Here is a 25,564-nt window from a genome sequence, read left to right on the forward strand (position 1 = left end):
CCGAAAGAAAAATATGACTCTGTCGTGACAGCCCGTATCAGGCGCCGGCCTCAGCCGCGGCGACCCTGCGTCAACCGCCCGGAGAGCCATCGCAGAAGGCGTTCGAACTGTGGCGTCACGCCCCGCGGCGCCAGCATGATCAGGCCGATCAGAACGAAGCCGTAGATCGGAAAGGCGATGTATTGCGAGAGGCCCTGCGACAGCGACGAGAGCACCGCGAGCATCACCGCCCCCACCAGCGCACCGGCAAGACTGTGAATGCCGCCGGCCACCGCGCCAACCAGAAGCGTGATCGAGAAGAACACCGAATAGGCGTCGGGCGCGACGAAGTCGTCGAGCAGCCCGGTGATCGCGCCGGCGACCGCCGTCACCGCGCCGGAGACGGCAAACGCCAGGGCGCGGTAGTAGCCGACATGCACGCCCATGGAACTGGCGGCCAGGGGCTGGTCGCGGGCGGCGCGGAAGGCCCGTCCCCAGCGGCTGCGCAGCACATTGTCCAGCATCACGAAGACCGCCAGGGTGATTGCCAGGGTGACGAACCACCACCACTGGTCGTCGGTGAGCCCGGTCCAGACGGGTGCGCCGGGCCGCTCCAGGTAGAGCCCCTGAACGCCGCCGGTCCAGTCTTCCAGCCAGGTCGACTTGAGCACTCTCGGCAGGCTGATCGCCAGCCCCCACGTCAGCAGCGCAAGATGCACCGCGCTCAGCCGCGCCGCGGGCCAGCCGAAGCCGAAACCGAGCAACCCGCCCCAGAGCGCCGCCAGCGGCAGGCACAGATAGGGGCTGAGCCCGAGCTGCTGGCCGCCGATCCCCACCGCATAGGCTCCGAGGGCGAAGAAGGCGCTCTGGCCGATGGAGAAGAGGCCGGCAACGCCCGTCAGCAGGTTCACTCCGGCGATCGCGATGGCCAGCGCAAGCAACCGCGTCATCGAATAGATCGTGTAGCCTTCCGTCACGAACGGCAGGACACACCCGCCGGCGACAAGCGCCAGCCCGATCATGTAGGCAGGCCGGATCATTCGTTGCGGTCGACGGTGTTGGAGACTTCGATCAGGTTGCCGTCCGGATCGCGGAAATAGACCGAGAGAACGGGCTGCTCCGCGCCGGTGCGCGGCACGGGCCCCTCCTCCACCGCGACCCCGCAGGCCGACAGGTGCCGGACGATGTCTTCCATCGGCGTCCCGGCCATGAAACAGAGGTCCGCCGAACCGGGCGTCGGACGGGCGGCCTTCGGCTCGAACTCCCGCCCCGCCTCGTGCAGGTTGATCTTCTGACGGCCGAACCGCAGCGCGGTCCGCCCCGGGCCGAAGGTGATCGCCTCCATGCCCAGGACCCGGTTGTAGAACGCGGTCGTCCGCTCGATGGAAACGACGGTCAACACCAGATGATCCAGTCTTTCTATGGCGATCACTGGTCGGTCTCGATCGGGATGCGCCGGGCGGCGATCTCGCCGAGTTTCTCGCCGATCGACGGCTCCCGGGTGATCAGCGCATTGATGTCGCGAAGGTCCAGCGACATGATCAGGCACTGGCTGCTGGTGATGGCCGTCAGGTCGTCCTCGACCCGCTTCAGCAGGGCGCTCTCCCCGAACACGTCACCCTCCCCCAGCCGGAAACTGCTTTCGCCCATCACGACCTCGACCTCGCCGACCGCGATGAAGTGGATCTCGTCGACCGCCTCGCCGCGGCGTTCGATGGCGGTGCCGATCTCAAAGCGGACGGCGCGGAACAACCGCGTCAGCCGGGCGATCTCGCCCGGCGGCAAATCGGCAAACAGGGCGATCCGTCCGACCATGCTGCGGGTTACGACGAATTCGCGGCGATGGACTTCCTGGGTGAAGCCGGTGGCCAGAATGCCGATCGGCAGTGCGAACATGCCGAGACCGATGAGCATGACGACCCCGCCGATCATCTTGCCGGCCAGCGTGTGGGGGACCAGATCGCCGTAGCCCACGGTGGTCAGCGTCGCCAAGCCCCACCACATGGCCGCCGGTATCGAACCGAACACCTCGGGCTGGGCATTGTGCTCGGCGTAGTACATCGCCGTGGAGGCCATGATCAGCAGGCCCAGCATGATCAGCAACGAGGCCAGCAGGGCCCGGCGCTCGTCGTAAATGACGCGCTGCATGGTCATCATCGCAGACGAATACCGCATCAGCTTCAGGAAGCGCAGCAGACGCAGCACGCGCAGGATCCTGAGATCGATGCCGAAGACGTGGGAGAGATAGAACGGCAGCACGGCCGCGAGATCGACCAGCGCCTGGAAGCTGATGGCGTAGCGCAGGCGGCTGCGAACCGGTCCCAGGCGCCGCAACGAGGGATGTTCCGGCGCCACCCAGAGCCGCAAGAGGTATTCCACCGTGAAGATGATCACCGAGACCCATTCGACGATCAGGAAGTCGATCTCGTACTCGTCGTGGATCGAGGGCACCGTTTCCAGCACCACCGCCGCGATGTTGATCGAGATCAGCGTGATCAGGAACCAGTCGAAGATGGCGCTGGGCCGGTCGCCCGGCGCCGCCTCCTCGACGATCTCGAAAATACGCCGCCGGACCGACTTTTCCTCCGACGCCCGGCGCAGCATGCGCTATCCGGCCAAAGCGGCTTCGACGGCGGCAATCGCCTCCGCTGCCTGGGCCCCGTCCGGACCGCCGCCCTGGGCCATGTCGGGACGACCGCCGCCGCCCTTGCCCCCGATCGCGCCCACGCCGGCGCGGACCAGATCGACCGCATTGGTGCGGTCCAGCAGTTCCTCCGATACGCCGACCACCAGGGCGGCCTTGCCGTCATTGACGCCGACCAGCGCATAGACGCCGGGGCCGCCTGCGCCGCGCATCTCGTCGATCATGCCCTTGAGCTGTTTCGGCGGCACGCCATCGGCCACCTGGCCGACGAAGCGGATGCCGTTGATCTCACGCGCCGCGGGTCCGGCAGCGGCGGCGCCGCCCATGGCCGCCTTCTTGCGCGCCTCGGCCAGTTCCTTCTCCAGCTTGCGGCGCTCCTCCACCAGTTGGGCCACACGCGCCGCCGCTTCCTGCGGCGTCGTCTTCAGCGCGCCCGCGACCTGACGCAGCGCCTCTTCCTGCGCCGAGAGGTGATCGATCGCCGCCTGTCCGGTCAGCGCCTCGATGCGCCGCACACCGGCCGCCACCGCACCTTCGGAGACGATGTGGAAGGCCCCGATATCGCCGGTACGGCGCACATGGGTGCCGCCGCAGAGTTCGGTCGACCAGTTCGGGTCCATGATTCCGCCCATGGAGACCACGCGGACCTCGTCGCCGTATTTCTCCCCGAACAGCGCCAGCGCGCCGGCCTTGACTGCCTCTTCCGGCGCCATCAGCCGGGTGGAGACCTCGCCGTTGCCGCGGATCATGCCGTTGACGTCGGCCTCGACGGCGGCCAGTTCCTCCGGCGCCATCGGTTTCGGATGAGAGATGTCGAAACGCAGGCGTTCCGGCGAGACCAGCGAACCCTTCTGGACGACATGATCGCCGAGCCGGATGCGCAGGGCGCGGTGCAGCAGGTGCGTCGCCGAGTGGTTGGCCCGGAGGCGGTCGCGATAGCTGCGGTCGATGCCCGCCGAGACGACTTCGCCGATCGAGAGCGGACCGCCGTCGAGCGTTCCGAAATGAACATGAACGTCACCGGCCCGCTTCTGTGTGTCGGTGACGGTCACGACTGCGCCCTTCTCCGAGCGAATGGTGCCGATATCGCCCATCTGACCGCCGGATTCGCCATAGAACGGCGTCTGGTTCAGCACGACCTGGACCTCGCAGCCGGGCTCGGCCCGGTCCACCGGCACGCCATCGACCAGCACCGCCCGGACCACCGCCTCGGCCGTATCGGAAGTGTAGCCGAGGAACTCGCTGGCGCCGGCCTGTTCGCGGACGTCGAACCAGACCGCCTCGGTCGCCTTTTCGCCCGAACCCGCCCAGTTCTTGCGGGCTTCCGCGCGTTGCCGCGCCATCGCCGTGTCGAACCCGTCAGTGTCGACGCCCCGGCCCTGGTTGCGCAGAATGTCCTGGGTCAGATCGAGCGGAAATCCGAAGGTGTCGTAGAGACGGAAGGCGACCTCGCCGGCCAGCGGCTCCTTCTCGCCAAGCTTGCCGGTCTCGTCTTCCAGCAGCTTGAGGCCGCGCTCCAGAGTCTGCTTGAAGCGGCCCTCCTCCAGTTTCAGCGTCTCGGAGATCAGCGCCTCGGCCCGCACCAGTTCCTCGAATGTGCCGCCCATCATGGACACCAGTTCCGGCACCAGGCGGTACATCATGGGATCCTGGCAGCCCAGCATGTGGGCATGCCGCATGCCGCGGCGCATGATCCGGCGCAGCACGTAGCCCCGGCCCTCGTTCGAAGGCAGCACGCCGTCCGCGATCAGGAAGGAACTGGCGCGCAGATGGTCGGCGATGACGCGGTGATGCGCGGCGCCGGGACCGTCCGGGTCGGTGTTGGAAACATGCGCCGACTGCTCGATCAGGCGGCGCAGCAGGTCGGTCGCGTAGTTGTCATGGGTCCCGTTCAGTGTCGCGGTGATCCGCTCCAGCCCCATGCCGGTATCGATCGACGGGCGCGGCAGGTCGACGCGATCGTCCGGCGAACGCTGCTCGAACTGCATGAAGACCAGGTTCCATATCTCGATGAACCGGTCACCATCCTCGTCCGGGCTGCCCGGCGGTCCGCCGGGAATGTGGTCGCCATGGTCGTAGAATATCTCCGAGCACGGACCGCAGGGGCCCGTATCGCCCATCGACCAGAAATTGTCCGAGGTCGGAATGCGAATGATCCGGCTTTCGGGCAGTCCGGCGATCTTCTTCCAGAGATCGAAGGCCTGATCGTCTTCGGAATAGACGGTGACCAGCAGCTTCTCTTCGGGCAGGCCGAACTCTTTCGTCACCAGGTTCCAGGCCAGCTCGATCGCGCGGTCCTTGAAGTAGTCACCGAAGGAAAAATTGCCGAGCATCTCGAAGAAGGTGTGATGCCGGGCCGTGTAGCCGACATTGTCCAGATCGTTGTGCTTGCCGCCGGCCCGGACGCATTTCTGCGACGTGACGGCGCGGCTGTAATCCCGCTTCTCCTGCCCCGTGAACACGTTCTTGAACTGAACCATGCCGGCATTGGTGAACATCAGGGTCGGATCCTGATGCGGCACGAGCGGGGACGACGGCACATGGGTATGGCCGTTGGCCGCGAAATAATCGACGAACGTCTTGCGGATATCGTTGCCGCCAGGCACGGAACACCTCTTCTACTGGCGAAGGAACGGCCCGCGGATTGCCGGTGGCCGGAGCGCGGCCAATCTGCGTTCGGCGGCCGATAGTGTCAAAGATTCCGGCCCGGTAAGGGGTAGCGGTTAACCTCACATTAGCCCGGTCGCGGGTAGGTTGTGCCCGCAAGCGCTTACGGACCCCGGACAGGACAGGCATGGCGGCCGCCAGTTTCAAACACAGATTCAAGGCCTGGTGGGAAGGCTATGAGATCGAGCCGTCGGACCGGCGCGCAGAGACCACCGAGCGCAACACCGTGCGCCGGACGCTCAAGTGCCGCTACGAGCCCGATGTCGAGGTCAGCCATCTGATCTTCGGCGAGGGCCGGACCCTGCCGATGGAGGCCGATCCCCTTGGCGGCTTCGCCCAGCCGGTCGAGAACCCGTTCGGCATGGTGACGTTGTTGCTCGGCGTCGAGACCGGGGCGCCGGTGGTCGAACTCGTCCAGAAATATTCGGTGCAGCTGACGGCGCTGGAGCCGGACCGCCGGCGGGCGGCCGCGGGCGACCAGTTGCTGCGCGACACGCCCGATCTGAAACCCGCGCGGATCGGCCCCGTCGACGTGGCCAACGTCGAATTGTCGCCGAACAAGTATCATCTGGTTCTCGCGCGGCTGATCCTGCACCGCTTTGACGAGCGCGAATTCCTCTACCGCAAGTTCGAGCGCGCCCTGCGCCGCGGCGGGCAGTTCATCCCGACCCAGTTCCTTGTCGCCGACGAAAAGGCCCGCGACGAGGTGGCACGGCAGATGAAGTCAACGATGGAACCCGACCTGCCGCATCTTTCCTCGCTGGCCGAGGAACAGCGGATGCTCACCGAATTGGGCCTCATTCCGGTCCTGATGGAGGATCTGACGGAGCGGATGCTCACCCAACTGACCGAGCGCTTCTCGGTCTGGAAGGAGCTTGTGGAACGCATTGCCCGCTACGAACAGCAGCCCCGAATGCTGCAGGCGCTGCTGGCGCTGGTCGAGCACTGGCAGTCCCGCATCAACCTGATGAAGTCCGGCGACCTGCTGGTCTGCCGGCTTCAGGTCGAGAAGCGCCGCAACGAACTGAACTGAGCGCTGCGGCGCGCCGGGTCCGGTCAGCCGGCGGCGGCCTCTCCGGCGTCATCGCCGTCATCATCGGCGTCCGGCCCGGTGGTCATCGCATCCTGCAGCAGGCCGGCATTGCGGCGGATCTCGGCCTCGATCGCCTCGGCGACATCGACGTTCTCGGCCAGGAACTGCCGCGCCGCCTCACGCCCCTGCCCGATCCGCTGATCGCCGTAGGAAAACCAGGATCCCGCCTTGTCGACGACGCCGATGCGCACCCCATGGTCCAGCAGTTCGCCGGTCTTGGAGATGCCCGCGCCGTACATGATGTCGAACTCGACCACCTTGAACGGTGGCGCGACCTTGTTCTTCACCACCTTGACCCGCGTCTGGTTGCCGACCACCTCGTCGCGGTTCTTGATCGCGCCGATGCGGCGGATATCCAGACGCACCGAAGCGTAGAACTTCAGCGCATTGCCGCCCGAGGTCGTCTCCGGGCTGCCGAACATGACGCCGATCTTCAGACGGATCTGGTTGATGAAGATGACCATGCAGTTGGAGCGGTTGATCGAGGCGGTCAGCTTGCGCAGCGCCTGGCTCATCAGCCGCGCCTGCAGGCCGACATGGCTGTCGCCCATCTCGCCTTCCAGCTCCGCCTGTGGCACCAGCGCGGCGACCGAATCGATCACCACCACGTCGATGGCGCCCGAGCGCACCAGGGTGTCGGCGATCTCCAGCGCCTGCTCGCCGGTGTCGGGCTGGGAGATGATCAGTTCGTCGATATTGACGCCCAGCTTCTTCGCATAGGACGGATCCAGCGCGTGTTCGGCGTCGACGAAGGCGCAGACGCCGCCCTTCTTCTGGGCCTCGGCGATCACGTGCAGGGTCAGCGTCGTCTTGCCCGAGCTCTCCGGCCCGTAGATCTCGACCACGCGGCCCTTGGGCAGGCCGCCGATGCCCAGCGCAATGTCCAGGCCGAGCGAACCGGTGGAGATCGAGGCGATGCTCATCGCCTCCTGCTGCCCCAGCCGCATGACGGAACCCTTGCCGAAGGCGCGTTCGATCTGTGCGAGAGCGGCGTCGAGCGCCTTCGATTTTTCACCCACGTCCGAAGTCCCCTTCTCGATTAGCCGTAGAGCCGATTGCGACATGCTGAACTCCCATCATTCACAGCCCGTGCGCCCTGTGCAACTCGGCCAATGTACGATTTTTGTTCTCATGTTGCAAGCAGTCTGCAAGCCCATGAAATCGCGATGAAATCCGGAAATGTTTCGGCGATGTTCCGCAACACGGGCGCCCCCGCCCGCCCGAATCAGCCTTCGAGCTGATCCTTCACCTTCGCGGCGAGTTGCTTGAGGCTGAACGGCTTGGGCAGAAGATCGACATCCTGCAGGTCATCGCCGAGGCTGCGCCGGAAGGCTTCCTCGGCATAGCCGGAGATGAAGACAGCCCGGATATCGGGACGCCGTTCCCGGGCGTGGCGGACCAGGGTCGGCCCGTCCATGTTCGGCATCACCACGTCGGAGATCATGAGGTCGATCTCCTCGGCGCGGCTCTCGATGATTTCCAGCGCCGCCTCGCCGCTCTCGGCCTCGATCAGCTCGTAGCCCTTGTTGCGCAGGGCGCGGGCCGCGAACAGACGCACGGCGTCCTCGTCCTCGACCAGCAGGATGGTCCCGCTGCCGGTCAGATCGACAGCGTTCCGGCGCGTGCGCTCGGCCCCGCGGGAGCTGTCGTCATCGACCCGCGGCAGGAAGATGCGGAAGGTGGTGCCGACTCCAAGCTCGCTTTCGACATCCACGAAGCCGCCGGTCTGACGGACGATGCCGTAGACGGTGGCCAGCCCCAGCCCGGTCCCGTGACCGATCGACTTGGTGGTGAAGAAGGGCTCGAAGATCTTCGACAGGTTCTCGTCGGTGATGCCGGTGCCGGTGTCGGCGACCGTGATCTCGACATAATCGCCGGGCGGCACGGTCTCGTCGCCGGCGCGGCGTTCCTGCGTCAGGGTGATGTTGGCGGTGTTGATCGAAACCGTCCCGCCGGCGTCCATGGCGTCCCGCGCGTTCACGACCAGGTTGGTGACCACCTGCTCGATCTGGCCCTGGTCCGCCTTGACGAACCAGAGGTCGCGCTCATGCACCAGGCGCAGATTGAGGTGCTCGCCGATCAGGCGGCGCAGCAGTTCGGAGATATCGGTCAGAACGTCGGTGAGATTGAGCACCTTCGGGCGCAGGGTCTGGCGGCGGGAGAAGGCGAGCAGTTGCCGGACCAGCGCCGCCGCGCGGTTGGCGTTCTGCTTGATGTGGACGATGTCGGTGTAGGACGGGTCGCCCGGCGGGTGCCGCATCAGCAGCAGATCTGCAAAGCCGATCATCGCCGTGAGGAGGTTGTTGAAGTCGTGCGCGACGCCGCCGGCCAGCTGACCGACCGCCTGCATACGCTGACCCTGCGAGAACTGGGCCTCCATGCTGCGCTGATCAGTGGCGTCGGTGATGAAGAAGACGGCGCGGAGATCATCGCCCAGTCCCTTGAGCGGCGCGCCATGCACCAGCGCGATCCGGCCCCCGCCGGAAATGGCGAGATCGGTCGACGCCTGATCGCCCTTGCCTCCGATCGAGGCCGAAAGCGCCGCCTGGGCCTGCGACCGCACATCGGGCGAGAACAGCCCCGTGAAGGGCCGGCCGACCAGTTCTTCCCGGTAGCCGAGAATCCGCTGGGCGGCGGCGTTGGCACGGACGATCTCGCCCTTGGCGTCGACATGGACGAGACCGAACGGCGCGTTTTCCCGCACCTGCTCCGCCAGCCGCCGGTCATGGTCGAGCGCCTCGGCAAGATCGCGGGCGGCGGTTTCCAGCTCGGCGATGCGGTCCGCTTCGGCGGGTGCGGCCACCACAGGCTCGGGCGCGGCCGGCGCGGGCGCCGGCGGCGCGACCGCCGCAGCGGGGCGTGCGGCGCGGGCGCGTCCCAGCAGGAAGGAAACAAGTATCAGCACTGCCGCCGCCAGTCCGATGCCGCCGACTGTCAACGGACGCAGCGCGATCCAGCCGGCCAGTACGGCCAGCGACCCGGCGATGAGGACGGCCAGACCTATCACGACGCCCAGTCCGGTCCCGCGGCCGCTGCCGGAGACCTCCCGTCCCTCGAATGCCGATTCCGTTCGCTGGCTCATCGGGTTCCGGCTCCGCCCGCGCTGTAGCGGTTCTTCAACTGCATGACGTAGCTGATGACTTCGGCCACGGCGCGATAGTGCTCCACGGGGATCGGCTCGTCCAGTTCCACCGTGGCGTGCAGGGCGCGGGCCAGCGGCGGATTCTCGATGACCGGCACGCCGTTCTCCTCGCCGACTTCCCTGATCTTCAGCGCGACGGCGTCCACGCCCTTGGCCACGCAGGCCGGCGCAGCCATGGTGTCCATGTCGTATTTAAGCGCCACGGCAAAGTGGGTCGGGTTGGCGATGATCACGTCCGCCGTGGGCACGGCCGCCATCATCCGCCGGCGCGCCCGTTCCTGCCGAAGCTGGCGGATGCGTTGCTTGATCATCGGATCGCCGTCCGACTCCTTCTGCTCGTCCTTGATCTCCTTGCGGGACATCTTCATGTCCTGGTGGGTCTTGTATTTCTGGTAGGCGAAGTCCAGGGCGGCGACGACGGTCATCACCGCCATCACGCCGCCGACCATGATCACCGACTTGTCCCGGACGAACTCCATGACCTGAAGCGGTTCGACCGCCATCAGCTGCGGCAGCGCGTTCATGTCCGGCCAGATCAGCGAGAAGGCGACCAGAGCCACCAGAGCCAGCTTGGCGATGCCCTTGGCGAACTCCATCAGCGACCGGGACGAGAACAGCCGCTTGAAGCCCGCGATGGGCGAGATCTTGGACAGCTGCGGTTTCAGCTTCTCGGTGGTGAAGATCGGCGGATGCTGGATCATCGAACCGACAGCAGCCACCAGCGCCAGCACCAGCAGGATCGGCAGGATCCCGACCGCCAGCTGCTCCAGCACGACGATCAGCAGGTTCTGCAGGCCGCCCGACGAGATCGCGATCTGGTCCGGGCTGGCCACGAAGGCACTCAACCCGCCGAGCATGGTGCTGCCGGCATGGCCGATCAGGATCATCAGCGTGCCGGCGATACCCAGCATCATGAACCAGTGACCGACTTCCTGCGACTTGGCGACCTGACCCTTCTTCAGGGCATCCGCTTTTCGCTTGTCTGTCGGCTCTTCTGTCTTTTGCGAGGGATCCTGATCGGAATCAGCCATCCGTCAGCCTCCCACGATGAACTGCATCACGCCTTCCTCGAAGTGCTCGAGGAACCAGATGCCCATGGCGCCCAGCGTGATCATGAACAGCAGCAGGCCCAGCGTGATCTGCATCGGCATGACGATGAAGAAGACCTGCATCTGCGGCATCAGCCGGTTCACCAGGCCCATGCCGATATAGAGGATCAGCGCGTAGGCGATGAAAGGCGCCGAAATCTGGATGCCGACCAGAAAGCTGCCCGCCACGGCCTGGGTGGCCATCCGGGCGAAATCGTCCATCGGCGGAATCGTGGCCGCCGGGAATATCACATAGCTGTCCGTGACCGCCGCCAGCATCAGATGGTGCATGTCGGACATGAAGATCAGGGTCATGCCCATGATCGTCAGGAAGCTGCCCAGCAACGCGCCCTGGCTGCCCTGGGCCGGATCGAAGAACTGCGCGAAACCAAGACTGGACTGGAAGGAGATCACGATGCCGGCGACATGCAGCGCCGAGACCAGCAGGCGCATGGCGCCGCCGATGAAGACGCCGATCAGGACCTCGCCGCCGATCAGGGGCAGAAGCTCCACAGGCTGTGGCGGCACCGCCGGCAGCGTGGGACCGACAACCGGCTGCACGATCACCGCGAGGGCCAGCGCAATGACCAGCCGGACCCGCGGCGAGATGTAGGGCTCGCCGAAGCCGGGCATCACCATGAGGATGGCGCCGACGCGCGCGAAGACCAGCAGGTAGGCGAAGGTCAGCGCCGGCAGAAGTTCCGTCAGCACGGGAGGTTACCCGCTGCCGGGGCCGATATCGGCGATCCGGAAGGAAATCTGCTCCATGAAGCCGGTCAGCTCGCCGATCATGTAGGGCGAGAGCACGACCAGCGCGATGAAGATGGCGATGATCTTCGGCACGAAGGCCAGCGTCATCTCCTGCATCTGCGTCAGGGCCTGGAACAGCGAGACCAGCAGGCCGACGCCGAGCGCGATCAACATGACGGGCGCGGCCGTCTTCAACAGCACCCAGATGGCCTCCCGGCCGATATCGACGACTTCCACGGGGGTCATGGCGGGACCTCCCGGTCAGATCGGCATGCGGATGATCTGCTGGTAGGCCTCGACCACCCGGTCGCGGACGGCGACGACCGTCTGCAGGGCGATCTCGGCATTGTTCACCGCCTGAACGACGTCGGTCAGTTCGACCTTCTCGACGTTCGAGCGGATGCCGACCTGTTCGGCCTGCTGAATGGCGCCCGAGGCGCTCTCGCCGGCTGCCTTCAGCATGTCTGCGAATGAAGTCGTGGTCGTTCCGGCATTCTCCGCGCCCGGCAAGGCCTCCGGCGCGGCGTCGCCACCCCTGGAAACGGCCTTGCCATAGGCCATGGCCGCATTCTGCAGCGTCACGTCCATCTTGCGTTCTCCTTGTCAGGTCCGCAGCGCATCAGCGGAGCAGGTCCACCGTGCGGGAAATCATGTGCTTGGCGGTCTCGATGACCGTCAGATTGGCCTGGTAGCTGCGCTGGGCCTCCCGCATGTCGGCCATCTCGATCAGCGGGTTCACGTTGGGCAGCTTCACGTAGCCCTGGGCGTTCGAGGCAGGGTTGCCGGGATCGTATTTCTCGCGGAAGGGCGACTTGTCGCTGGTGATCTTGTGGATCTCGACCGTCTCGGCGCCGCTGACGCCGTCCAACGCCTGGCGGAAGGTCATCACCTTGCGCCGGAACGGGTCCTGACCCGGCACCGTCGAGCTGGAATTGGCGTTGGCGATGTTCTCGGCTATCAGCCGCATGCGTGCGGATTGCACCCGCATGCCCGAGGCCGATGTCACCAGTGCGCGATCAAGATCCATTGTCTACTCCTGCCAGCCCGGCGCCATTATCCGCCGCCGCCACGACCGCCGATGGCCATCTTCAGCATCTGCACGTGCTTGCGGTAGATCGAGGCAGCGAGGTCGTATGCCATACGGTTCTCGTTGACCTTCATGATCTCGTCCTCGAGCACCACGGTGTTCTCGTTCGGGGTCGTCTCCAGCGTGCCGACCTTCTCGCGGCGGAAACCGTCCGTCGCCTCGTTGTTCGGCGCGATATGCATGCCGCTGGTCCTGGCCGTGCGCATGTTGTTGTTCGGCTGGTGCACCAGATCCCGGAACGACAGCTTTTCCAGGTCCCGTGCAACGAAGCCCGGGGTGTCGGCATTGGCGATGTTGCGCGACAGCACCTTCTGGCGCGCAGACAGCCATTCCATGTTCCGCGTCAGCGCATTGAATATGGAGATGTCTTTCAGAAACATGCCTGTGCCGAACCTGTCCGAATGACGCCGGGCGGAATCCGCCCTGCCGATATCGCCGACTTTCCGCTGAAATGATTAACAATGGGTAAGGATCGCCGGGTTGGCGCCGCGCCGCGTTATCCGATCCTTAACCATGAGCCGTCAGGTTGGGCCCGTCCGCGGGAGAGAATCTCCCCGTCATCGATCACGGATTGGCAGAAGGCCGGCGCACGAATGGAAACCCTCGACTATCTCAGATTTTTGGCGGCGCTCGCCGTCGTGGTCGGCCTGATCGCCGGCGCGGCATGGGCGGCCCGACGGTTCGGCCTGGCGCCGAAGGTCAGCGGCGCGGGCGGCGGCCGCCTCGCCGTCGTCGCCGTCCAGGCGGTCGATACGCGCCGGAAGCTGGTTCTGATCCGCCGCGACGACCGCGAGCATCTGCTGATCATCAGCCCGACCGCCGAGACCGTCATCGAGAGCGGCATCGAGCCCCGGGAGCCCGGCGCGGCATGATCTGGCGACCTCTTTTCATCCTGACGCTCCTGCTGCTGCCGGCCGGCGCCGGCGCGCAGGAAGTGAACATCGACCTCGGCGAGGGCGGCGACTTCACCGGCCGCGTGCTGCAGCTGATCGCCCTGATGACGGTGCTCAGCCTGGCGCCGGCCATCCTGGTTGTCGTCACTTCCTTCACCCGCATCGTCATCGTGCTGTCGCTGCTGCGTTCGGCGCTCGGCGTGCAGACGACGCCGCCCAACGTGGTGATCATCTCGCTGGCGCTGTTCCTGACCGCCTTCATCATGGCGCCGACCTTCGAGGCCGCCTGGGACCGGGGCATCGAGCCGCTGCTGAACGGTGAGATCGAGGAGCGCGAGGCCTTCGACCGCGCCTCCGGACCGCTTCGCGACTTCATGCTGACCCATGTCCGCGAGAAGGATCTGTCGCTGTTCCTGGAACTTGGCCGCATCAACACAGACGGCCTGACGCCGGAGCAGACGCCGCTTCAGGCGCTCGTGCCGGCCTTCATGATCTCGGAACTGAGACGCGCCTTCGAGATCGGCTTCCTGCTCTTCATCCCGTTTCTGGTGATCGACATGGTCGTCGCCAGCGTGCTGATGTCGATGGGCATGATGATGCTGCCGCCAATCATCATCTCCCTGCCCTTCAAGCTGATCTTCTTCGTGCTGGTCGACGGCTGGAACCTCGTCGCGGTCAGTCTGGTCAGGAGTTTCACTGGCGGCGGCTAGGGTTGCGGCGTCCCGCCTTGCCGTGTCCAATCCGTCCATGGATACGAAACACTATCTGAAGGTGCTGACGGAGCGGCGCGAGGCGATCGCCGAACTCAGCCGGATGTCCTCCGACTCCCGGCGCGCCGTCGAGCTGGACCAGACCAAGGTCGGGCGCCTCAGCCGCATGGACGCGATGCAGCAGCAGGAAATGGCCAAGGCCTCGGAGCAGAAACGCGCCGCCGAACTTCGCCGCATCGATGCGGCGCTTGCGCGGATCGACGAAGGCGAGTTCGGCTATTGCCTCGATTGCGGCGAGGAGATCTCCGAAAAGCGGCTGGAGGTCGATCCGGCCACGCCCCGCTGTATCGACTGCGCCAACGCCTGAACGGGCGTCAGTCCGGCAGCGTCACATTCCCCGCTTCGTCGAGTGGGAAGGCCGGGTTCCAGGCCACTTCCCACAGATGCCCGTCAGGATCGGCGAAATAGCCGACATGGCCGCCCCAGGGCGTGTCTTGACCCGCCTTGATCAGCGTTCCGCCAGCCGACACAGCTTCGTCGAGAACGGTGGCGACCTCGTTCCTCGTGCGGGTGTTGAAGGCAATTGAAACGCCTCGGAACCCCGCGCCGCCGTCCTCGAGACCGGTGTCGGAAACCAGGTCCCCGCGCGGATAGAGGCCGAAGGCGACGCCGTTGCACTGGAAGAAGGCGACGCCGTTCACCCCCTTCATCGACCGCTTCCAGCCCAGCGCCTCGTAGAAGGCAATGCTGCGGCCGAGATCGGCCACGCCGAGCGTCAACAGGGTGAAGCGTTGCTCCACCGCCCTATTCGGTCTCCAGCGCGATCAGCACCGCGCCTTCCTCGACCTGGTCGCCCTCGCCGTAGTTCACCTCGGCGACCGTGCCGGCGGCAGACGCGGAGATGGTGTGCTCCATTTTCATCGCCTCCAGGATCATCAGGGCGTCGCCCTTCTTCACCTTCGCACCGGTCTCGGTCGTCAGCTTGATGATCTTGCCCGGCAGCGGCGCCGTGATCGCGCCGCCCGCGCCCTCGTCGGAGAGATCGGCTTCCATCGGATCGACGATCTCGAATGCGATCGATGCGCCCTCACGCACCAGCGTCAGCGCCTGCCCCTTGCGCAGGAACGAGACGCCGGAGCGGTCGCCGTTGAGGGTGGCCACCAGTTCGCCCGGCGCTTCCATGACATAGCTCGACTGGAAGCTTTCGCCAGCCGCCTCGATCCGGATACCGCCGCCGCGTTGATAGCGCACCGCAACCTCGGTCTCGTCCTCGCCATGGCGCAGGTGCACGATCTCGTGCCCGTCATCGTTCAGCCGCCAGCCACCGGTCTGGTCCCACGGGCTGAACGGGTCCGCATCATGAGCACTGCGCCGGTCGGCGGCGCGCTGGGCCAGAACGGCAAGCGCGGCAAGCGCCATGTCGGCCGCTTCCGGTCCGCGCGCCGCGGGCACCAGATCCTTCTGGAACCGCTCGATGAAGCCGGTATCGAGATCCGCGGCGTCGAAGGCGTGGTGTGTCACGGTCCGGTGCAGGAAGAAGACGTTGGTCGTCAGCCCGACCACGCGCGTCCGTTCCAGCATGCCGGCCAGCTTGCGCGCGGCCTCCGCCCTGTCCTTTCCGTGCGCGATCACCTTGGCGATCATCGGATCGTAGAACGGCGTGACGCTGTCGCCCTCGCGGACGCCGGTGTCGATCCGCACGCCCTCGCCTTCCTCGGGGAAGCGCAGCATGTCGAGGCGGCCCGTCGCGGGAAGGAACATCCGCGCCGGGTTCTCGGCATAGAGGCGCGCTTCCATGGCGTGGCCGTGGATCGACAGCGCATCCTGTCCGGCCGGCAGCGCCTCACCGGCTGCGACGCGGATCTGCCACTCCACCAGATCGCGACCGGTGATCAGTTCCGTCACCGGATGCTCCACCTGCAGGCGCGTGTTCATTTCCATGAAGTAGAAGCGGTCCGGCTTCAGCCCCTCCGACACGTCCGCAATGAACTCGATGGTGCCCGCGCCGCGGTAGTCGATGGCCTTCGCCGCAGCTACCGCCGCCTCGCCCATGGCGCGGCGCATGGCCACCGGCATGCCCGGCGCCGGCGCCTCCTCGATCACCTTCTGGTGGCGGCGCTGGATCGAGCAGTCGCGCTCGAACAGATGCACCGCGTTGCCATGGGTATCGCCGAAGACCTGCACCTCAATGTGGCGTGGCTTGACCAGGAACTTCTCGATCAGCACGCGCTCGTCGCCGAAGGCGTTCTTCGCCTCGCGTTTCGCGCCTTCGAGCGCTTTGGCGAAGTCCTTCGCCTTGTCGACGCGCCGCATGCCCTTGCCGCCGCCGCCGGCGACCGCCTTGATGAGCACCGGATAGCCGATCCGCTCGGCCTCGGCCGCGAGATCGTCCGGGTCCTGACCGTCGCCGTGATAGCCGGGCACGACCGGCACGCCGGCCTTTTCCATGATCGCCTTGGCGGCGTCCTTCAGCCCCATCTTGCGGATGGAATCGGCGGTCGGGCCGATGAAGGTCAGTCCGGCCTTCTCCACCGCCTCGGCGAAGCCGGCGTTCTCGGAGAGGAAGCCGTAACCCGGATGGATGGCGCCCGCGCCGGTGCGCTTCGCCGCCTCCAGGATGACATCGCCGAGCAGATAGCTCTTCGTCACCTCGGCCTCGCCGATGCGGCAGGCCTCGTCGGCCATTTGCACATGCATGGCATTGGCGTCGGCGTCGGAATGCACGGCGACGGTACGGATACCCATGCGCCGGGCGGTCTTGATCACGCGGCAGGCGATCTCGCCGCGGTTCGCAATCAGGATCTTGTCGAAAAGGGCCATGTCCGCCTCACATCCTGAAGACGCCGAATTTCGTATCCTCAACGGGCCGGTTCAGCGCCGCCGAGATCGCGAGCCCGAGGGTCATTCGGGCGTCGACCGGATCGACCAGCCCGTCGTCCCAAAGGCGCGAGGTCGCGAAATACGGGTCCGATTGTTCCTCGAACTGGTCGATGATGGGCTGCTTGAAGGCCGCCTCATCGGCCGCCGACCATTCCTTGCCTTGGCGTTCGTAGTTGGCGCGGGTAACCGTCGCCAGCACGCCCGCCGCCTGCTCCGGTCCCATCAGCGCCAGCCGGGCGCTGGGCCACATCCACAGGAAGCGCGGCCCGTAGGCGCGCCCGCACATGCCGTAATTGCCTGCGCCGTAGGAGCCGCCGACGACCATGGTGAACTTCGGCACCTTTGTCGTGGAGACCGCGGTCACCAGCTTGGCACCGTCCTTGGCGATGCCGCCGGCCTCGTACTTCCGGCCGACCATGAAGCCGGAGATGTTCTGCAGGAAAATCAGAGGAATGTGCCGCTGGCTGCAGAGCTCGATGAAGTGCGCGCCCTTCATGGCGGACTCGGAGAACAGGATGCCGTTGTTGGCGACGATGCCGACCGGATAGCCGAGCAGGCGGGCGAATCCGCAGACCAGCGTCTGACCGTAGAGCTTCTTGAACTCGTCGAATTCCGAGCCGTCGACCATGCGCGCGATCAGTTCGCGGACGTCATAGGGCTGCCGCACATCCTTGGGCAGCACGCCGTAGAGTTCCTCCGGATCGTAGGCCGGAGCCTGCGGTTCGCGGACGGTGATCGAGCCCGGCTTGGTCCGGTTGAGATTGGCGACGATGTTCCGCGCGATGGCCAGCGCGTGGGCGTCGTTCATGGCGTAATGGTCGGTGACGCCCGATGTGCGCGAATGCACGTCGGCGCCGCCGAGATCCTCGGCTGAGACGACCTCGCCCGTGGCCGCCTTCACCAGCGGCGGGCCGCCCAGGAAGATGGTGCCCTGCTGGCGGACGATGATGGCGTCGTCGGACATGGCGGGGACATAGGCGCCGCCGGCGGTGCAGGATCCCATGACCACCGCGATCTGCGGAATGCCGGCCGCCGACATGTTGGCCTGATTGAAGAAGATGCGGCCGAAATGCTCCTTGTCAGGGAAGACATCGGGCCACTGCGGCAGGTTCGCGCCTCCGGAATCGACCAGGTAGACGCAGGGGAGGTTGTTCTCCAGCGCCACTTCCTGCGCCCGGATGTGCTTCTTCACGGTCTCGCGGTAGTAGGTGCCGCCCTTCACCGTCGCGTCGTTGCAGACGATGACGCATTCCAGCCCCGAGACCCGGCCGATGCCGGTGATCACGCCGCCCGAGGGGACCTCACCGTCATATTGCCCGAAAGCGGCCAGCTGGCTGAATTCCAGGAACGGCGCACCGGGATCGACAAGCGCCCGGATACGCTCCCGCGGCAGCATCTTGCCCCGCTCGAGATGACGCTTGCGGGCGCGCTCGCCGCCGCCCTGCTTGATCTCGGCCACCCGCTCCTTCAGGCGGCCGACCTCGCCGCGCCAGAATTCCGCGTTGCCCTTGAAGGCGTCCGACCGCGTGTTGATCTCGGATTTCAGCACCGGCATGCGGCACGTCTCCCCTGCCCCGTTCTTGATTGGCCCGATATTGAGCATGTTTGGACGCGGCGGAAAAGCCGTGTCGCGCGGGACTCAGTCCCGCGGGAAGGTCACGACCTCGATCCGGTTGCCGTCAGGGTCGCGGATGAAGGCCCCGTAATACACGGTCATCTGCCCCTGACGCTCGCCCGGCGCGCCGTCATCGACAGCGCCTTCGGCCAGCGCGATCCGGTGAAAGGCGTCGACCGTCTCCCGGTCCCGAGCCCTGAGACACACGTGATAGCCGGTGTCGGCGGCGACGCCCGCCGAATCGGGACGCGCATTGAGCCAGAATTCCGGGTAGCGCTTGCCGAAGCCGACGGTCGCCGGCCGGTCTGCCAGCACCTCGAACCCCATCGGCGCGAAGACCTTCCGGTAGAAATCCGCCGCCCGCTTCAGATCGCGAACCTGGACCGAGACGTGATCGATCAAGGTTTCGCGCCGCGCGCGAAGTCGACCGCAATCTCGCGTCTGCTGAAGCGCCAACCCGCATCGGTGCGCACGAAGGTGTCGCGGTATTCGCCAACGATGTCCGGCACATCGGAGGGACGGACCCGCTCCGGCCGGTCCTTGTCGTCATGACGGTGAAGCGTCAGGTAGACGACCCCCGTCGCGTTGTTCTCGTCGATCACATCGACCAGGGCCGTGCTGCAGACATGGCGCGAGCGCCTGTGGGTCGCGGCCTCGCGCCGCCTGAACCCGGCCTCGATTTCCGCCTTGCCGGACATGGTGTTCTCCGGCGAGGTCCAGACGCCGTCATCGGTGAACTGTCCGGCGATCCTCGAGGCCTCGCCGTGATCGACGAAATGGCAGTATTCGATCATCAGCCGTTCGCAGGCGCGCTCGATCAGCATGCGGTCCATGTCGTTCATCCGTCGGCCCTCCCCGGCCTGTCACATGATCTGCAGCGCCAGCCACGGCGCCAGATTGAACACCAGCACCAGCACCTTGTAGGCGGCGAGATACTGGAAGCTGACCTCCATGATGCGCGTTTCCGGCAGCCCGAACAGGCGGCTGTGGAGCCGCAGTCCGGCCTCCCGGAACGCCGCCAGATAGACCGTCGAGATCAGCAGCACGGCGTAGTTGACGACCAGACACCATCCCAGCAACTCGGTCCACTGATCCTGCGTCATGGCGGCTCCTCCCTAACCGGATGGCCGGATCTCCCGGTCGAACGCCACGTTGGCCTCGTCGTAGATCCGGTATTCCTGCTCGTTCCAGAAGACGCGGCCCGTCGGATCGCCCGGCCCGAAGCCGGCGAGCCATCGCGCCGTCGGGTAGACGTCCGCAGGGTCCTGCGGTGCGTTGGGGTTCATGCCGGACTTCGTCGGACCCGGGATCAGCCCGTTGACCAGAATGCCGTCGTCCAGCGCCTCGCGCGCCGCCGAACGAGTCAGGGTGTAGAGTCCGCCCTTGGAAGCGCCATAGGCCGCGAAGCCCTTGCCGCCGACCTCGGCAGCCCGTGACAGCGTGTTGACGATATGCCCGCCGCCCTGCGCCTTCATAACCGGCAGCGCGGCGCGGATGCCGTAATAGGGACCGAACAGGTTCACCGCGATCAGCTTCTCGAACTGCCCCGGCGCATGCTCGCCGACCGGCACCCGGAAGCCGAGCCCGGCATTGTTGAACAGCACGTCCAGCCGCCCGTGCCGCTCTGCCGCGCCATCGATGAGCGCCTTGACCTGGGCCTCGTCGGCGACGTCGCAGCGGACCATCTCGAACGGCCAGTCGCCGTCCATCCCGGCCACATCAGCGCCGAGAACGACAGCGCCGTCGGCGTGAAAGCCCTCGGCGATGGCGCGCCCGATCCCGCTTGCCGCGCCGGTGATAACGATGATCTTCCCCTGCACGCTCACGCCATCACCGCCGCCGCCTTCGGCGCGAAATCGGACAGGCCCTGCCGAAGAAGCTCGACGATCAAATCGATTTCCTCCGAGGTGACATTCAAGGGCGGCGTGACGAGGAAGTGGTCGCCGCGGACGCCATCCAGCATGCGCCGGGAATAGATGATCAGACCTCGGTCGTAGCAGGCCTGCGCGATGGCGCTGCCGGCGTCGAGCGAGGGCGGCAGCGGAATGCGCTGCTGGCGGTCGGCCATGACGTCGAAGCCAAGCATCAGGCCCTTGCCCCGGACCTCGCCGATGAAGGGAAACTCGTCCATCAGGCCCTCCAGCCTGGCCTTCAGGACAGCGCCCTTTTCGGCCGCATTGGCGACAAGGTCGTTGTCCATCAGCACGTCGAGCACCGCCAGCCCCGCGGCGCAGGCAAGCGGCCCGGCCGAATAGGTATGGCCGTGTGCGTAGCCGCCGGCGTCCTCGACGGTCTGGACGATGTCGCCGCGCGCCATCACCGCGCCCAGCGGCACGTAGCCGGCGGCGAGCCCCTTGGCCATGGCGACAATGTCCGGGTTCGCCAGCCAGTGTTCGCCCGCGAGATACCTTCCCGTCCGCCCGGAGCCGCACATCACCTCGTCATAGATCAGCAGCAGCCCGTAGCGGTCGCAGATTTCCCGAACCCGGGCGTAGTAGACATCCGGCGGGGTCAGCGCCCCGGTCGCCGCGCCGCCGATCGGCTCGACGATGAAGGCGAGCACCGTGGACGGCCCCTGAGCAATGATCTGGTCTTCCAGCATGTTGGCGTAGCGGAGTGCGGCCTCGTCCTCGCTCTCGTGCTCTGGCCGTTCCACGACGAAGGGCGCGGGGATCTTCGGCTGGGTCTGCATCATCGGCGCGAAGGGCGCGAACATCTGCGGATCGCCGGTGAGCGAGAGCGCGCCCAGCGTCGAGCCGTGATAGGAGGGCAGCCGGGAGATGATCTTGTAGCGGGTGGCCTCGCCCTTCGCGATGGCGTACTGGCGCGCCAGCTTGATCGCGCCCTCCACGGCCTCGGAACCGCCGGAGCAGAAGAAGGCACGCGTCAGCCCTTTGGGCGCCCCAAGTACGGCCAGCCGGTCGGCCAGCCGCTCCGCCGGGCCGTTCTTGAAATGGCTGCGGAAGGCGAAGCAGATGTCGTCCATCTGCGCCCGCATGGCCTCGACCACGGCGCGGTTGTTGTGGCCGATATTGGTGGTCTGCGGTCCGCAGGATGCGTCGACATAGCGCCGTCCGTCATCGTCCCAGATGTAGATCCCGTCGCCCTTCACCGCGACCGGACGGTCGGCGGTGGGCCAGAAGAACATCGACGACGGTTCGTTGCGGCCATGCCGCGGCGTGTGGTCGTTCATGTCGGCCTCCCTCAGCGTCGGGCGAGAGAATAGCGCGCGCGGAGCCGAATGCGAGACGGTTACGGGGTTGAACCTTCCACCCGCTTCCCGGCATGGTTGCCCTCGGTTCGGTACAGCATGGCAGACCCGTTCGATGACGGATGACGACGGCCCCGATTTGTCGAACGGCATGATCCAGCAGGATCCGGATGCGCCGCCCCGTCCGCCGACCGTCCCGGACACCGAACCGCCCGAACAGGGTCCTGAAACCGTTTCGCTGTCCTATGAGGGCCGCTGGCAGGATATCGGCCGGCTGGCGCTGACCAACGCGTTCCTGAGCCTGATCACGCTGGGCATCTATTCCTTCTGGGGCCGGACGCGGATCCGGAAATATCTCTGGTCGCACACCAGGGTGAACGGCTCGCCGCTGGAGTATCACGGCACTGGCGGCCAGATCTTCCTCGGCTTCATCATCATCACGGTGATCTTCTCGATCATCAATCTGGTGAACGATCAGGTCCAGGGCCTGCTGATCCAGCGGGCGTTCGGCGAGGAACCCAGCACCACCGCCATGATCATCGGCGGCATCGGCACGATCCTGTTCATGATCGTCTATCTGACATTCTTCGCCTACATCACCTGGTCCGTGCGCCGCTACTGGCTGGCGATGACGTCGTGGCGTGGCATCCGGCTGCGGCAGGGCGGCCGGCGTGGAACCCTCCTGAAGCTCGCCATTCCGCGCGCGGCGCTGAACTCTTGCCACACTGGGACTCGCCTATCCCTGGCTGCTGATCAGCACAGAAGGCTACGCCTACAACCAGAGCTACGTCGGCGACCGCCAGTTCCGTTTCAGGGCGTCGGCGCGCGACCTTCTGAAGGGGTGGCTACCCGTCTGGCTGATCGGCCTGCTGGCCATCGTCATTCCGTTCGCGGGCCTGGCGACCTTCGGCATCCTCGCGGCGCTGCAGGGCGAAAATCCTCTGAAGGGCATGTTCCAGGAAGGCGAGAGCAACTGGATCTGGATGGCGGCCGGAATCACCCTGCCGGTCGCCTACATCTTGCTGTTCGTCGCCTATGCCGTCTTCCGGGCTCGGCTGTTCAATGTCAACGTCAGCGGCATCTCGCTGGAGGACCTCCGGTTTCACGGGGCCATCCGATGGCAGAGTTTCCTGTCCGCCTATGTCCGGGCCGTTCTGCTGACGGCGGTGATCGTCGGCATTCCCGGGGTGTTTCTGGTGGTCGTCCTCGGACCGGCGGGGCCTTTCGTGCTGGCTTTCCTCGCCTTCATCGCCTTCGGCTTCGTGCGCAACATCATCATCGTGCACGGCCTCTGGAAGGCGCGGGTGCAGGCCACGACCGTGACCGGGACCATCGACGTCGGCAGCATCCGCCAGGCCGAGATCGCCCGCATGCGCCAGGGCGAGGGCTTCGGCATGGTCTTCGACGCCGGTTTCGGCGAGGCCTGATCGTGTCCACACCGCTTTCCGCCCGCTACACAGATGGCGTCACAGCCAGGGAGCATCGCGTCCAGGTGCAGGCGACCGCCGACGGGCTGAGCTTCGACGCCGACGGCAAACACCATGTCTGGCCGGTATCGGGCCTGCTTCTGGTCGAGCGGGTCGGCGGCGTCCCACGCATGGCCCATGACAGTTATGGCGAGGCGCGGCTGGTCTTCGACAGCGTGGTGGCGGATACCGAGCTGAAATCGCTGATGCCCGGGGTGATGGCGAAGTCGCGGGACCGGCTGGGTCTCGACCTGCGGCGCGTCGCCATGATCGGCGGCGCGACCATCGGCGTGATCGCGCTGATCTTCTTCAGCCTGCCCGCGCTCACAACGTTGGCGGTGGCCCTTGTCCCGCTCTCCTACGAGAAGGAACTTGGCGAGGAGACCATGGGCACGCTGACCGCGTTCTTCGAGAAGGCGGGAGATCGCTGCGAAGAGCCTGAAGGGCTCGCCGCGCTGGAAAAGATGACCGCGAAACTGATCGACGGCCGCGAACTGCGCATTCCGGTCGATGTCCGCGTCGCGCCGGTCGACATCGTCAACGCCCTGGCCCTGCCCGGCGGGACGGTGATCGTCTTCGAGGAACTGCTGAAGGAGGCGGAGAGCGCCGAGGAGGTTGCCGGCGTGATTGCGCATGAGATCGGCCACGCGCAGTACCGCCACGGCATGCAGCGGCTGCTGCAGGGCCAGGCCATCGACGCCCTGATCAGCATCGTGACGCCGGGCGAGTTCGGCTCGATCGGCCGGACCGCCGGCACGATCCTCGTCTCGCAGTCCTACAACCGCGATGCCGAACGGGAAGCCGACGGTTACGCCATCGAGACCCTGAACCGGATCGGCGTCACCGCCGGCGGCATGGCCGCCTTTTTCGAGCGCGCGCCCGATCACGGCGACGAAGGCGAGGACGAGGCCGGCGCCTTCCGCTATCTGGTCAGCCACCCCGCCTCCGGCGAACGCGCCGCCACCATCCGCGCCGAGAGTCAGGGCGAGGGGCGCATCCTCACGGACGCCGAATGGCAGGCGCTGAAGGGGATCTGCGGGCAGGCGGAGCGGCCATCGCCGCAATGATCGATGCGGCGGTCTGCATTGACCCTGAGGCCCCCGGGTCAGACCCGGGGGCGACAGAGATGTTTCAGATCACCCGCTTCTCGCGCAGATCGGCCAGCGACGCGGCGTCGTAGCCGAGTTCGGCCATGATCTCGTCGGTGTGCTCGCCCAGCGTCGGAGCGCGGTGGCGGATGCCGCCGGGTGTTTCCGAGAGGTTGATCGGCGCCGACGCGACCGGCGCCGGCTTCGGCAGGTTCGGGTAGTCGACATCCTGCAGGAAGCCCATGGCCTGGATGTGCGGATCGTCCAGCGCCTGCTGCGGGCTGAGCAGCGCGCTCGACGGCACCGAGGCGGCGGCATAGAGCTTCAGCACCTCGTCGGTGGTCTTGTCCTTCGCGTGCTCGCGGGCGATGTCGCAGAGAATCTCGCCATTGTCGCCGCGCGCCAGATCGTCCTTGAAGCGTGGATCGTCGACCAGCTCCGGCCGGCCAACCATCTCGCACCAGCGCTTGAACAGCGGCGCGCCGATCACCTGCACGATGATCCAGCCATCCTTGGTCGGGATTATATCGGAGGGACCCGCGGTCTGGCCGCGGTTCATGGTCGGCTTGCTGGCCGATGCCGGTGATCGCCTGCTCGATCAGCGTGGCGTTGCCGATGGTCAGCGCCGAGCGCACCAGCGCAGCCTCGACCATCTGCCCCTGGCCGGTCTTGTCGCGGTGCATCAGCGCAACCAGCGTGCCGATGGCCGACGACATGGCCGTGGTGAAATCCACCCACGGACCCGCAAACTTAACCGGCTGCTCTTCGGAGCCGGACATGTATGTCGATCCCGACATGACCTGTCCGATGCCGTCGAAGCCGACACGGTCGCTGTAGGGGCCGCCATGGCCATAGGCCGAACCTGTGGTCAGGATGATGTCCGGCTTGACCTCGCGCAGGCTCTCCAGATCCAGCTTCATCGCCTTCAGGCCCTGTGGCGGCAGGTTGGCGACGACGACATCCGCCGTGGCCACCAGCTTGCGCACGATCTCCTGGCCTTCCGGCTTCATCGGATTGAGCGTCATGCCGCGCTTGTTGCGGTTGATCTGCAGGAACAGGGCACCGATGCCGTCATCGTTGACCGGCGTGGTCCAGCGGTCCTCGGACCCGGCCAGCTTCTCGATGCGGATCACGTCCGCACCGAATTCCGCCAACAGTGTGGCGCAGTAAGGTCCTGCGATGTAACGGCCGAAATCCAGAACCCGGTAGCCGCTGAGCACTCCCGACATTGTCTCCCTCCCCCGAAGTGAA

At 66.2% G+C, this 25,564-nt stretch carries 27 protein-coding genes and 2 pseudogenes; 7 read left to right on the forward strand and 22 right to left on the reverse strand.

The window, feature by feature from the left end:
• Positions 1-50: 50 nt before the first annotated feature.
• The 4 genes from ACMVY4_RS16715 to alaS are packed head-to-tail and all read right to left on the reverse strand — an operon-like array spanning position 51 to position 5,229.
• Positions 51-1,019 carry a branched-chain amino acid ABC transporter permease gene (locus ACMVY4_RS16715; RefSeq protein ID WP_416897124.1) on the reverse strand — a complete coding sequence of 323 codons (969 nt, stop codon included), beginning with the start codon at positions 1,017-1,019 and terminating at the stop codon, positions 51-53.
• Positions 1,016-1,408: a VOC family protein gene (locus ACMVY4_RS16720; protein WP_416900336.1), complete on the reverse strand. Its 393-nt coding sequence runs from the start codon at positions 1,406-1,408 to the stop codon at positions 1,016-1,018. The genes ACMVY4_RS16715 and ACMVY4_RS16720 overlap by 4 nt, the downstream gene beginning before the upstream one ends.
• On the reverse strand, positions 1,408-2,583 hold the full coding sequence (locus ACMVY4_RS16725; RefSeq protein ID WP_416897125.1) for a cyclic nucleotide-gated ion channel: 1,176 nt from the start codon (positions 2,581-2,583) through the stop codon (positions 1,408-1,410). Before ACMVY4_RS16725 ends, ACMVY4_RS16720 begins: the two co-directional genes overlap by 1 nt.
• A gap of 3 nt (positions 2,584-2,586) precedes the next feature.
• Positions 2,587-5,229 (reverse strand): alanine--tRNA ligase, encoded by a 2,643-nt coding sequence (alaS, locus tag ACMVY4_RS16730; RefSeq protein ID WP_416897126.1) that lies wholly within the window; start codon positions 5,227-5,229, stop codon positions 2,587-2,589.
• Between the two features lie 188 nt (positions 5,230-5,417).
• On the opposite strand from alaS, the gene ACMVY4_RS16735 reads away from it, so the two are divergent.
• On the forward strand, positions 5,418-6,323 hold the full coding sequence (locus ACMVY4_RS16735; protein WP_416897127.1) for a class I SAM-dependent methyltransferase: 906 nt from the start codon (positions 5,418-5,420) through the stop codon (positions 6,321-6,323).
• A 23-nt stretch (positions 6,324-6,346) separates the two neighbouring features.
• Here ACMVY4_RS16735 and recA read toward each other — a convergent pair whose 3' ends face one another.
• The 8 genes from recA to flgB form a co-directional block, all read right to left on the reverse strand.
• Positions 6,347-7,447 carry a recombinase RecA gene (gene recA / locus ACMVY4_RS16740; protein WP_416897128.1) on the reverse strand — a complete coding sequence of 367 codons (1,101 nt, stop codon included), beginning with the start codon at positions 7,445-7,447 and terminating at the stop codon, positions 6,347-6,349.
• Between the two features lie 161 nt (positions 7,448-7,608).
• On the reverse strand, positions 7,609-9,465 hold the full coding sequence (locus ACMVY4_RS16745) for an ATP-binding protein (RefSeq protein ID WP_416897129.1): 1,857 nt from the start codon (positions 9,463-9,465) through the stop codon (positions 7,609-7,611).
• Positions 9,462-10,556, reverse strand: coding sequence for a flagellar biosynthesis protein FlhB (flhB, locus tag ACMVY4_RS16750; protein WP_416897130.1), 1,095 nt, complete (start codon positions 10,554-10,556; stop codon positions 9,462-9,464). The genes ACMVY4_RS16745 and flhB overlap by 4 nt, the downstream gene beginning before the upstream one ends.
• A gap of 3 nt (positions 10,557-10,559) precedes the next feature.
• Positions 10,560-11,324, reverse strand: coding sequence for a flagellar biosynthetic protein FliR (fliR, locus tag ACMVY4_RS16755; RefSeq protein ID WP_416897131.1), 765 nt, complete (start codon positions 11,322-11,324; stop codon positions 10,560-10,562).
• 6 nt (positions 11,325-11,330) lie between these two features.
• The gene (gene fliQ / locus ACMVY4_RS16760) at positions 11,331-11,609 is read right to left on the reverse strand and encodes a flagellar biosynthesis protein FliQ (RefSeq protein ID WP_416897132.1); all 279 of its coding nucleotides are present in this window, start codon (positions 11,607-11,609) and stop codon (positions 11,331-11,333) included.
• 15 nt (positions 11,610-11,624) lie between these two features.
• On the reverse strand, positions 11,625-11,951 hold the full coding sequence (locus ACMVY4_RS16765; RefSeq protein WP_416897133.1) for a flagellar hook-basal body complex protein FliE: 327 nt from the start codon (positions 11,949-11,951) through the stop codon (positions 11,625-11,627).
• Positions 11,952-11,982: 31 nt separating this feature from the next.
• Positions 11,983-12,390 (reverse strand): flagellar basal body rod protein FlgC, encoded by a 408-nt coding sequence (flgC, locus tag ACMVY4_RS16770; protein WP_416897134.1) that lies wholly within the window; start codon positions 12,388-12,390, stop codon positions 11,983-11,985.
• Between the two features lie 26 nt (positions 12,391-12,416).
• Complete coding sequence (flgB, locus tag ACMVY4_RS16775; protein WP_416897135.1) at positions 12,417-12,830, reverse strand: flagellar basal body rod protein FlgB; 414 nt, start codon at positions 12,828-12,830, stop codon at positions 12,417-12,419.
• Between the two features lie 213 nt (positions 12,831-13,043).
• Between flgB and ACMVY4_RS16780 the strand changes: the two genes are divergently transcribed.
• From ACMVY4_RS16780 to ACMVY4_RS16790, 3 genes are read left to right on the forward strand one after another with little or no spacing between them, the layout of a single operon-like run.
• Positions 13,044-13,322, forward strand: a complete 279-nt coding sequence (locus tag ACMVY4_RS16780; RefSeq protein WP_416897136.1) for a FliO/MopB family protein — start codon at positions 13,044-13,046, stop codon at positions 13,320-13,322.
• On the forward strand, positions 13,319-14,053 hold the full coding sequence (gene fliP / locus ACMVY4_RS16785) for a flagellar type III secretion system pore protein FliP (RefSeq protein ID WP_416897137.1): 735 nt from the start codon (positions 13,319-13,321) through the stop codon (positions 14,051-14,053). The genes ACMVY4_RS16780 and fliP overlap by 4 nt, the downstream gene beginning before the upstream one ends.
• 37 nt (positions 14,054-14,090) lie before the next feature.
• A complete protein-coding gene (locus ACMVY4_RS16790; protein ID WP_416897138.1) occupies positions 14,091-14,420 on the forward strand; it encodes a TraR/DksA family transcriptional regulator in 330 nt (109 codons plus the stop codon).
• Between the two features lie 7 nt (positions 14,421-14,427).
• Here the strand turns inward: ACMVY4_RS16790 and ACMVY4_RS16795 are convergent, their stop codons facing one another.
• From ACMVY4_RS16795 to ACMVY4_RS16830, 8 genes are all read right to left on the reverse strand, one after another.
• The gene (locus ACMVY4_RS16795) at positions 14,428-14,853 is read right to left on the reverse strand and encodes a VOC family protein (RefSeq protein ID WP_416897139.1); all 426 of its coding nucleotides are present in this window, start codon (positions 14,851-14,853) and stop codon (positions 14,428-14,430) included.
• A 4-nt stretch (positions 14,854-14,857) separates the two neighbouring features.
• Complete coding sequence (locus ACMVY4_RS16800) at positions 14,858-16,873, reverse strand: acetyl-CoA carboxylase biotin carboxylase subunit (protein ID WP_416897140.1); 2,016 nt, start codon at positions 16,871-16,873, stop codon at positions 14,858-14,860.
• Between the two features lie 7 nt (positions 16,874-16,880).
• Complete coding sequence (locus tag ACMVY4_RS16805) at positions 16,881-18,488, reverse strand: carboxyl transferase domain-containing protein (RefSeq protein WP_416897141.1); 1,608 nt, start codon at positions 18,486-18,488, stop codon at positions 16,881-16,883.
• Between the two features lie 84 nt (positions 18,489-18,572).
• Positions 18,573-18,950 carry a VOC family protein gene (locus tag ACMVY4_RS16810; RefSeq protein ID WP_416897142.1) on the reverse strand — a complete coding sequence of 126 codons (378 nt, stop codon included), beginning with the start codon at positions 18,948-18,950 and terminating at the stop codon, positions 18,573-18,575.
• On the reverse strand, positions 18,947-19,390 hold the full coding sequence (locus ACMVY4_RS16815) for a nuclear transport factor 2 family protein (protein ID WP_416897143.1): 444 nt from the start codon (positions 19,388-19,390) through the stop codon (positions 18,947-18,949). Before ACMVY4_RS16815 ends, ACMVY4_RS16810 begins: the two co-directional genes overlap by 4 nt.
• Before the next feature lie 21 nt (positions 19,391-19,411).
• Positions 19,412-19,651 carry a DUF6868 family protein gene (locus ACMVY4_RS16820; protein ID WP_416897144.1) on the reverse strand — a complete coding sequence of 80 codons (240 nt, stop codon included), beginning with the start codon at positions 19,649-19,651 and terminating at the stop codon, positions 19,412-19,414.
• 12 nt (positions 19,652-19,663) lie between these two features.
• Entirely contained in the window at positions 19,664-20,374 is a 711-nt protein-coding gene (locus ACMVY4_RS16825) for an SDR family NAD(P)-dependent oxidoreductase (RefSeq protein ID WP_416897145.1), read from the reverse strand.
• Positions 20,371-21,741, reverse strand: a complete 1,371-nt coding sequence (locus tag ACMVY4_RS16830) for an aspartate aminotransferase family protein (protein ID WP_416897146.1) — start codon at positions 21,739-21,741, stop codon at positions 20,371-20,373. The genes ACMVY4_RS16825 and ACMVY4_RS16830 overlap by 4 nt, the downstream gene beginning before the upstream one ends.
• Positions 21,742-21,910: 169 nt before the next feature.
• On the opposite strand from ACMVY4_RS16830, the pseudogene ACMVY4_RS16835 reads away from it, so the two are divergent.
• From ACMVY4_RS16835 to ACMVY4_RS16845, 3 genes and pseudogenes are all read left to right on the forward strand, one after another.
• Positions 21,911-22,414: pseudogene (locus ACMVY4_RS16835) on the forward strand (DUF898 family protein); the annotation flags it as partial.
• A gap of 70 nt (positions 22,415-22,484) precedes the next feature.
• Complete coding sequence (locus ACMVY4_RS16840; protein WP_416900337.1) at positions 22,485-23,186, forward strand: DUF898 family protein; 702 nt, start codon at positions 22,485-22,487, stop codon at positions 23,184-23,186.
• A gap of 2 nt (positions 23,187-23,188) precedes the next feature.
• Positions 23,189-24,292 (forward strand): M48 family metallopeptidase, encoded by a 1,104-nt coding sequence (locus ACMVY4_RS16845; RefSeq protein WP_416900338.1) that lies wholly within the window; start codon positions 23,189-23,191, stop codon positions 24,290-24,292.
• A gap of 64 nt (positions 24,293-24,356) precedes the next feature.
• On the opposite strand, the gene ACMVY4_RS16850 is transcribed toward ACMVY4_RS16845, so the two are convergent.
• Together ACMVY4_RS16850 and ACMVY4_RS16855 are read right to left on the reverse strand one after the other, a co-directional pair.
• Complete coding sequence (locus ACMVY4_RS16850) at positions 24,357-24,872, reverse strand: CoA transferase (protein ID WP_416897147.1); 516 nt, start codon at positions 24,870-24,872, stop codon at positions 24,357-24,359.
• Positions 24,769-25,542: pseudogene (locus ACMVY4_RS16855) on the reverse strand (CoA transferase); the annotation flags it as partial. The pseudogene ACMVY4_RS16855 and the gene ACMVY4_RS16850, both read right to left, overlap by 104 nt.
• Positions 25,543-25,564: the final 22 nt, after the last annotated feature.

The organism is Minwuia sp. (assembly GCF_048007105.1).
Taxonomy (GTDB): Bacteria; Pseudomonadota; Alphaproteobacteria; order Minwuiales; family Minwuiaceae; genus Minwuia.

What these genes read in the sequence shown, in the direction of transcription:
- ACMVY4_RS16715 (WP_416897124.1), bottom strand. Translation starts at nt 1,019, where the DNA reads ATGATCCGGCCTGCCTACATGATCGGGCTGGCGCTTGTCGCCGGCGGG.
- ACMVY4_RS16725 (WP_416897125.1), bottom strand. Translation starts at nt 2,583, where the DNA reads ATGCTGCGCCGGGCGTCGGAGGAAAAGTCGGTCCGGCGGCGTATTTTC.
- ACMVY4_RS16735 (WP_416897127.1), top strand. Translation starts at nt 5,418, where the DNA reads ATGGCGGCCGCCAGTTTCAAACACAGATTCAAGGCCTGGTGGGAAGGC.
- recA (WP_416897128.1), bottom strand. Translation starts at nt 7,447, where the DNA reads ATGTCGCAATCGGCTCTACGGCTAATCGAGAAGGGGACTTCGGACGTG.
- ACMVY4_RS16745 (WP_416897129.1), bottom strand. Translation starts at nt 9,465, where the DNA reads ATGAGCCAGCGAACGGAATCGGCATTCGAGGGACGGGAGGTCTCCGGC.
- flhB (WP_416897130.1), bottom strand. Translation starts at nt 10,556, where the DNA reads ATGGCTGATTCCGATCAGGATCCCTCGCAAAAGACAGAAGAGCCGACA.
- fliQ (WP_416897132.1), bottom strand. Translation starts at nt 11,609, where the DNA reads ATGACCCCCGTGGAAGTCGTCGATATCGGCCGGGAGGCCATCTGGGTG.
- ACMVY4_RS16765 (WP_416897133.1), bottom strand. Translation starts at nt 11,951, where the DNA reads ATGGACGTGACGCTGCAGAATGCGGCCATGGCCTATGGCAAGGCCGTT.
- flgC (WP_416897134.1), bottom strand. Translation starts at nt 12,390, where the DNA reads ATGGATCTTGATCGCGCACTGGTGACATCGGCCTCGGGCATGCGGGTG.
- flgB (WP_416897135.1), bottom strand. Translation starts at nt 12,830, where the DNA reads ATGTTTCTGAAAGACATCTCCATATTCAATGCGCTGACGCGGAACATG.
- ACMVY4_RS16780 (WP_416897136.1), top strand. Translation starts at nt 13,044, where the DNA reads ATGGAAACCCTCGACTATCTCAGATTTTTGGCGGCGCTCGCCGTCGTG.
- fliP (WP_416897137.1), top strand. Translation starts at nt 13,319, where the DNA reads ATGATCTGGCGACCTCTTTTCATCCTGACGCTCCTGCTGCTGCCGGCC.
- ACMVY4_RS16790 (WP_416897138.1), top strand. Translation starts at nt 14,091, where the DNA reads ATGGATACGAAACACTATCTGAAGGTGCTGACGGAGCGGCGCGAGGCG.
- ACMVY4_RS16800 (WP_416897140.1), bottom strand. Translation starts at nt 16,873, where the DNA reads ATGGCCCTTTTCGACAAGATCCTGATTGCGAACCGCGGCGAGATCGCC.
- ACMVY4_RS16805 (WP_416897141.1), bottom strand. Translation starts at nt 18,488, where the DNA reads ATGCCGGTGCTGAAATCCGAGATCAACACGCGGTCGGACGCCTTCAAG.
- ACMVY4_RS16815 (WP_416897143.1), bottom strand. Translation starts at nt 19,390, where the DNA reads ATGAACGACATGGACCGCATGCTGATCGAGCGCGCCTGCGAACGGCTG.
- ACMVY4_RS16820 (WP_416897144.1), bottom strand. Translation starts at nt 19,651, where the DNA reads ATGACGCAGGATCAGTGGACCGAGTTGCTGGGATGGTGTCTGGTCGTC.
- ACMVY4_RS16830 (WP_416897146.1), bottom strand. Translation starts at nt 21,741, where the DNA reads ATGAACGACCACACGCCGCGGCATGGCCGCAACGAACCGTCGTCGATG.
- ACMVY4_RS16850 (WP_416897147.1), bottom strand. Translation starts at nt 24,872, where the DNA reads ATGAACCGCGGCCAGACCGCGGGTCCCTCCGATATAATCCCGACCAAG.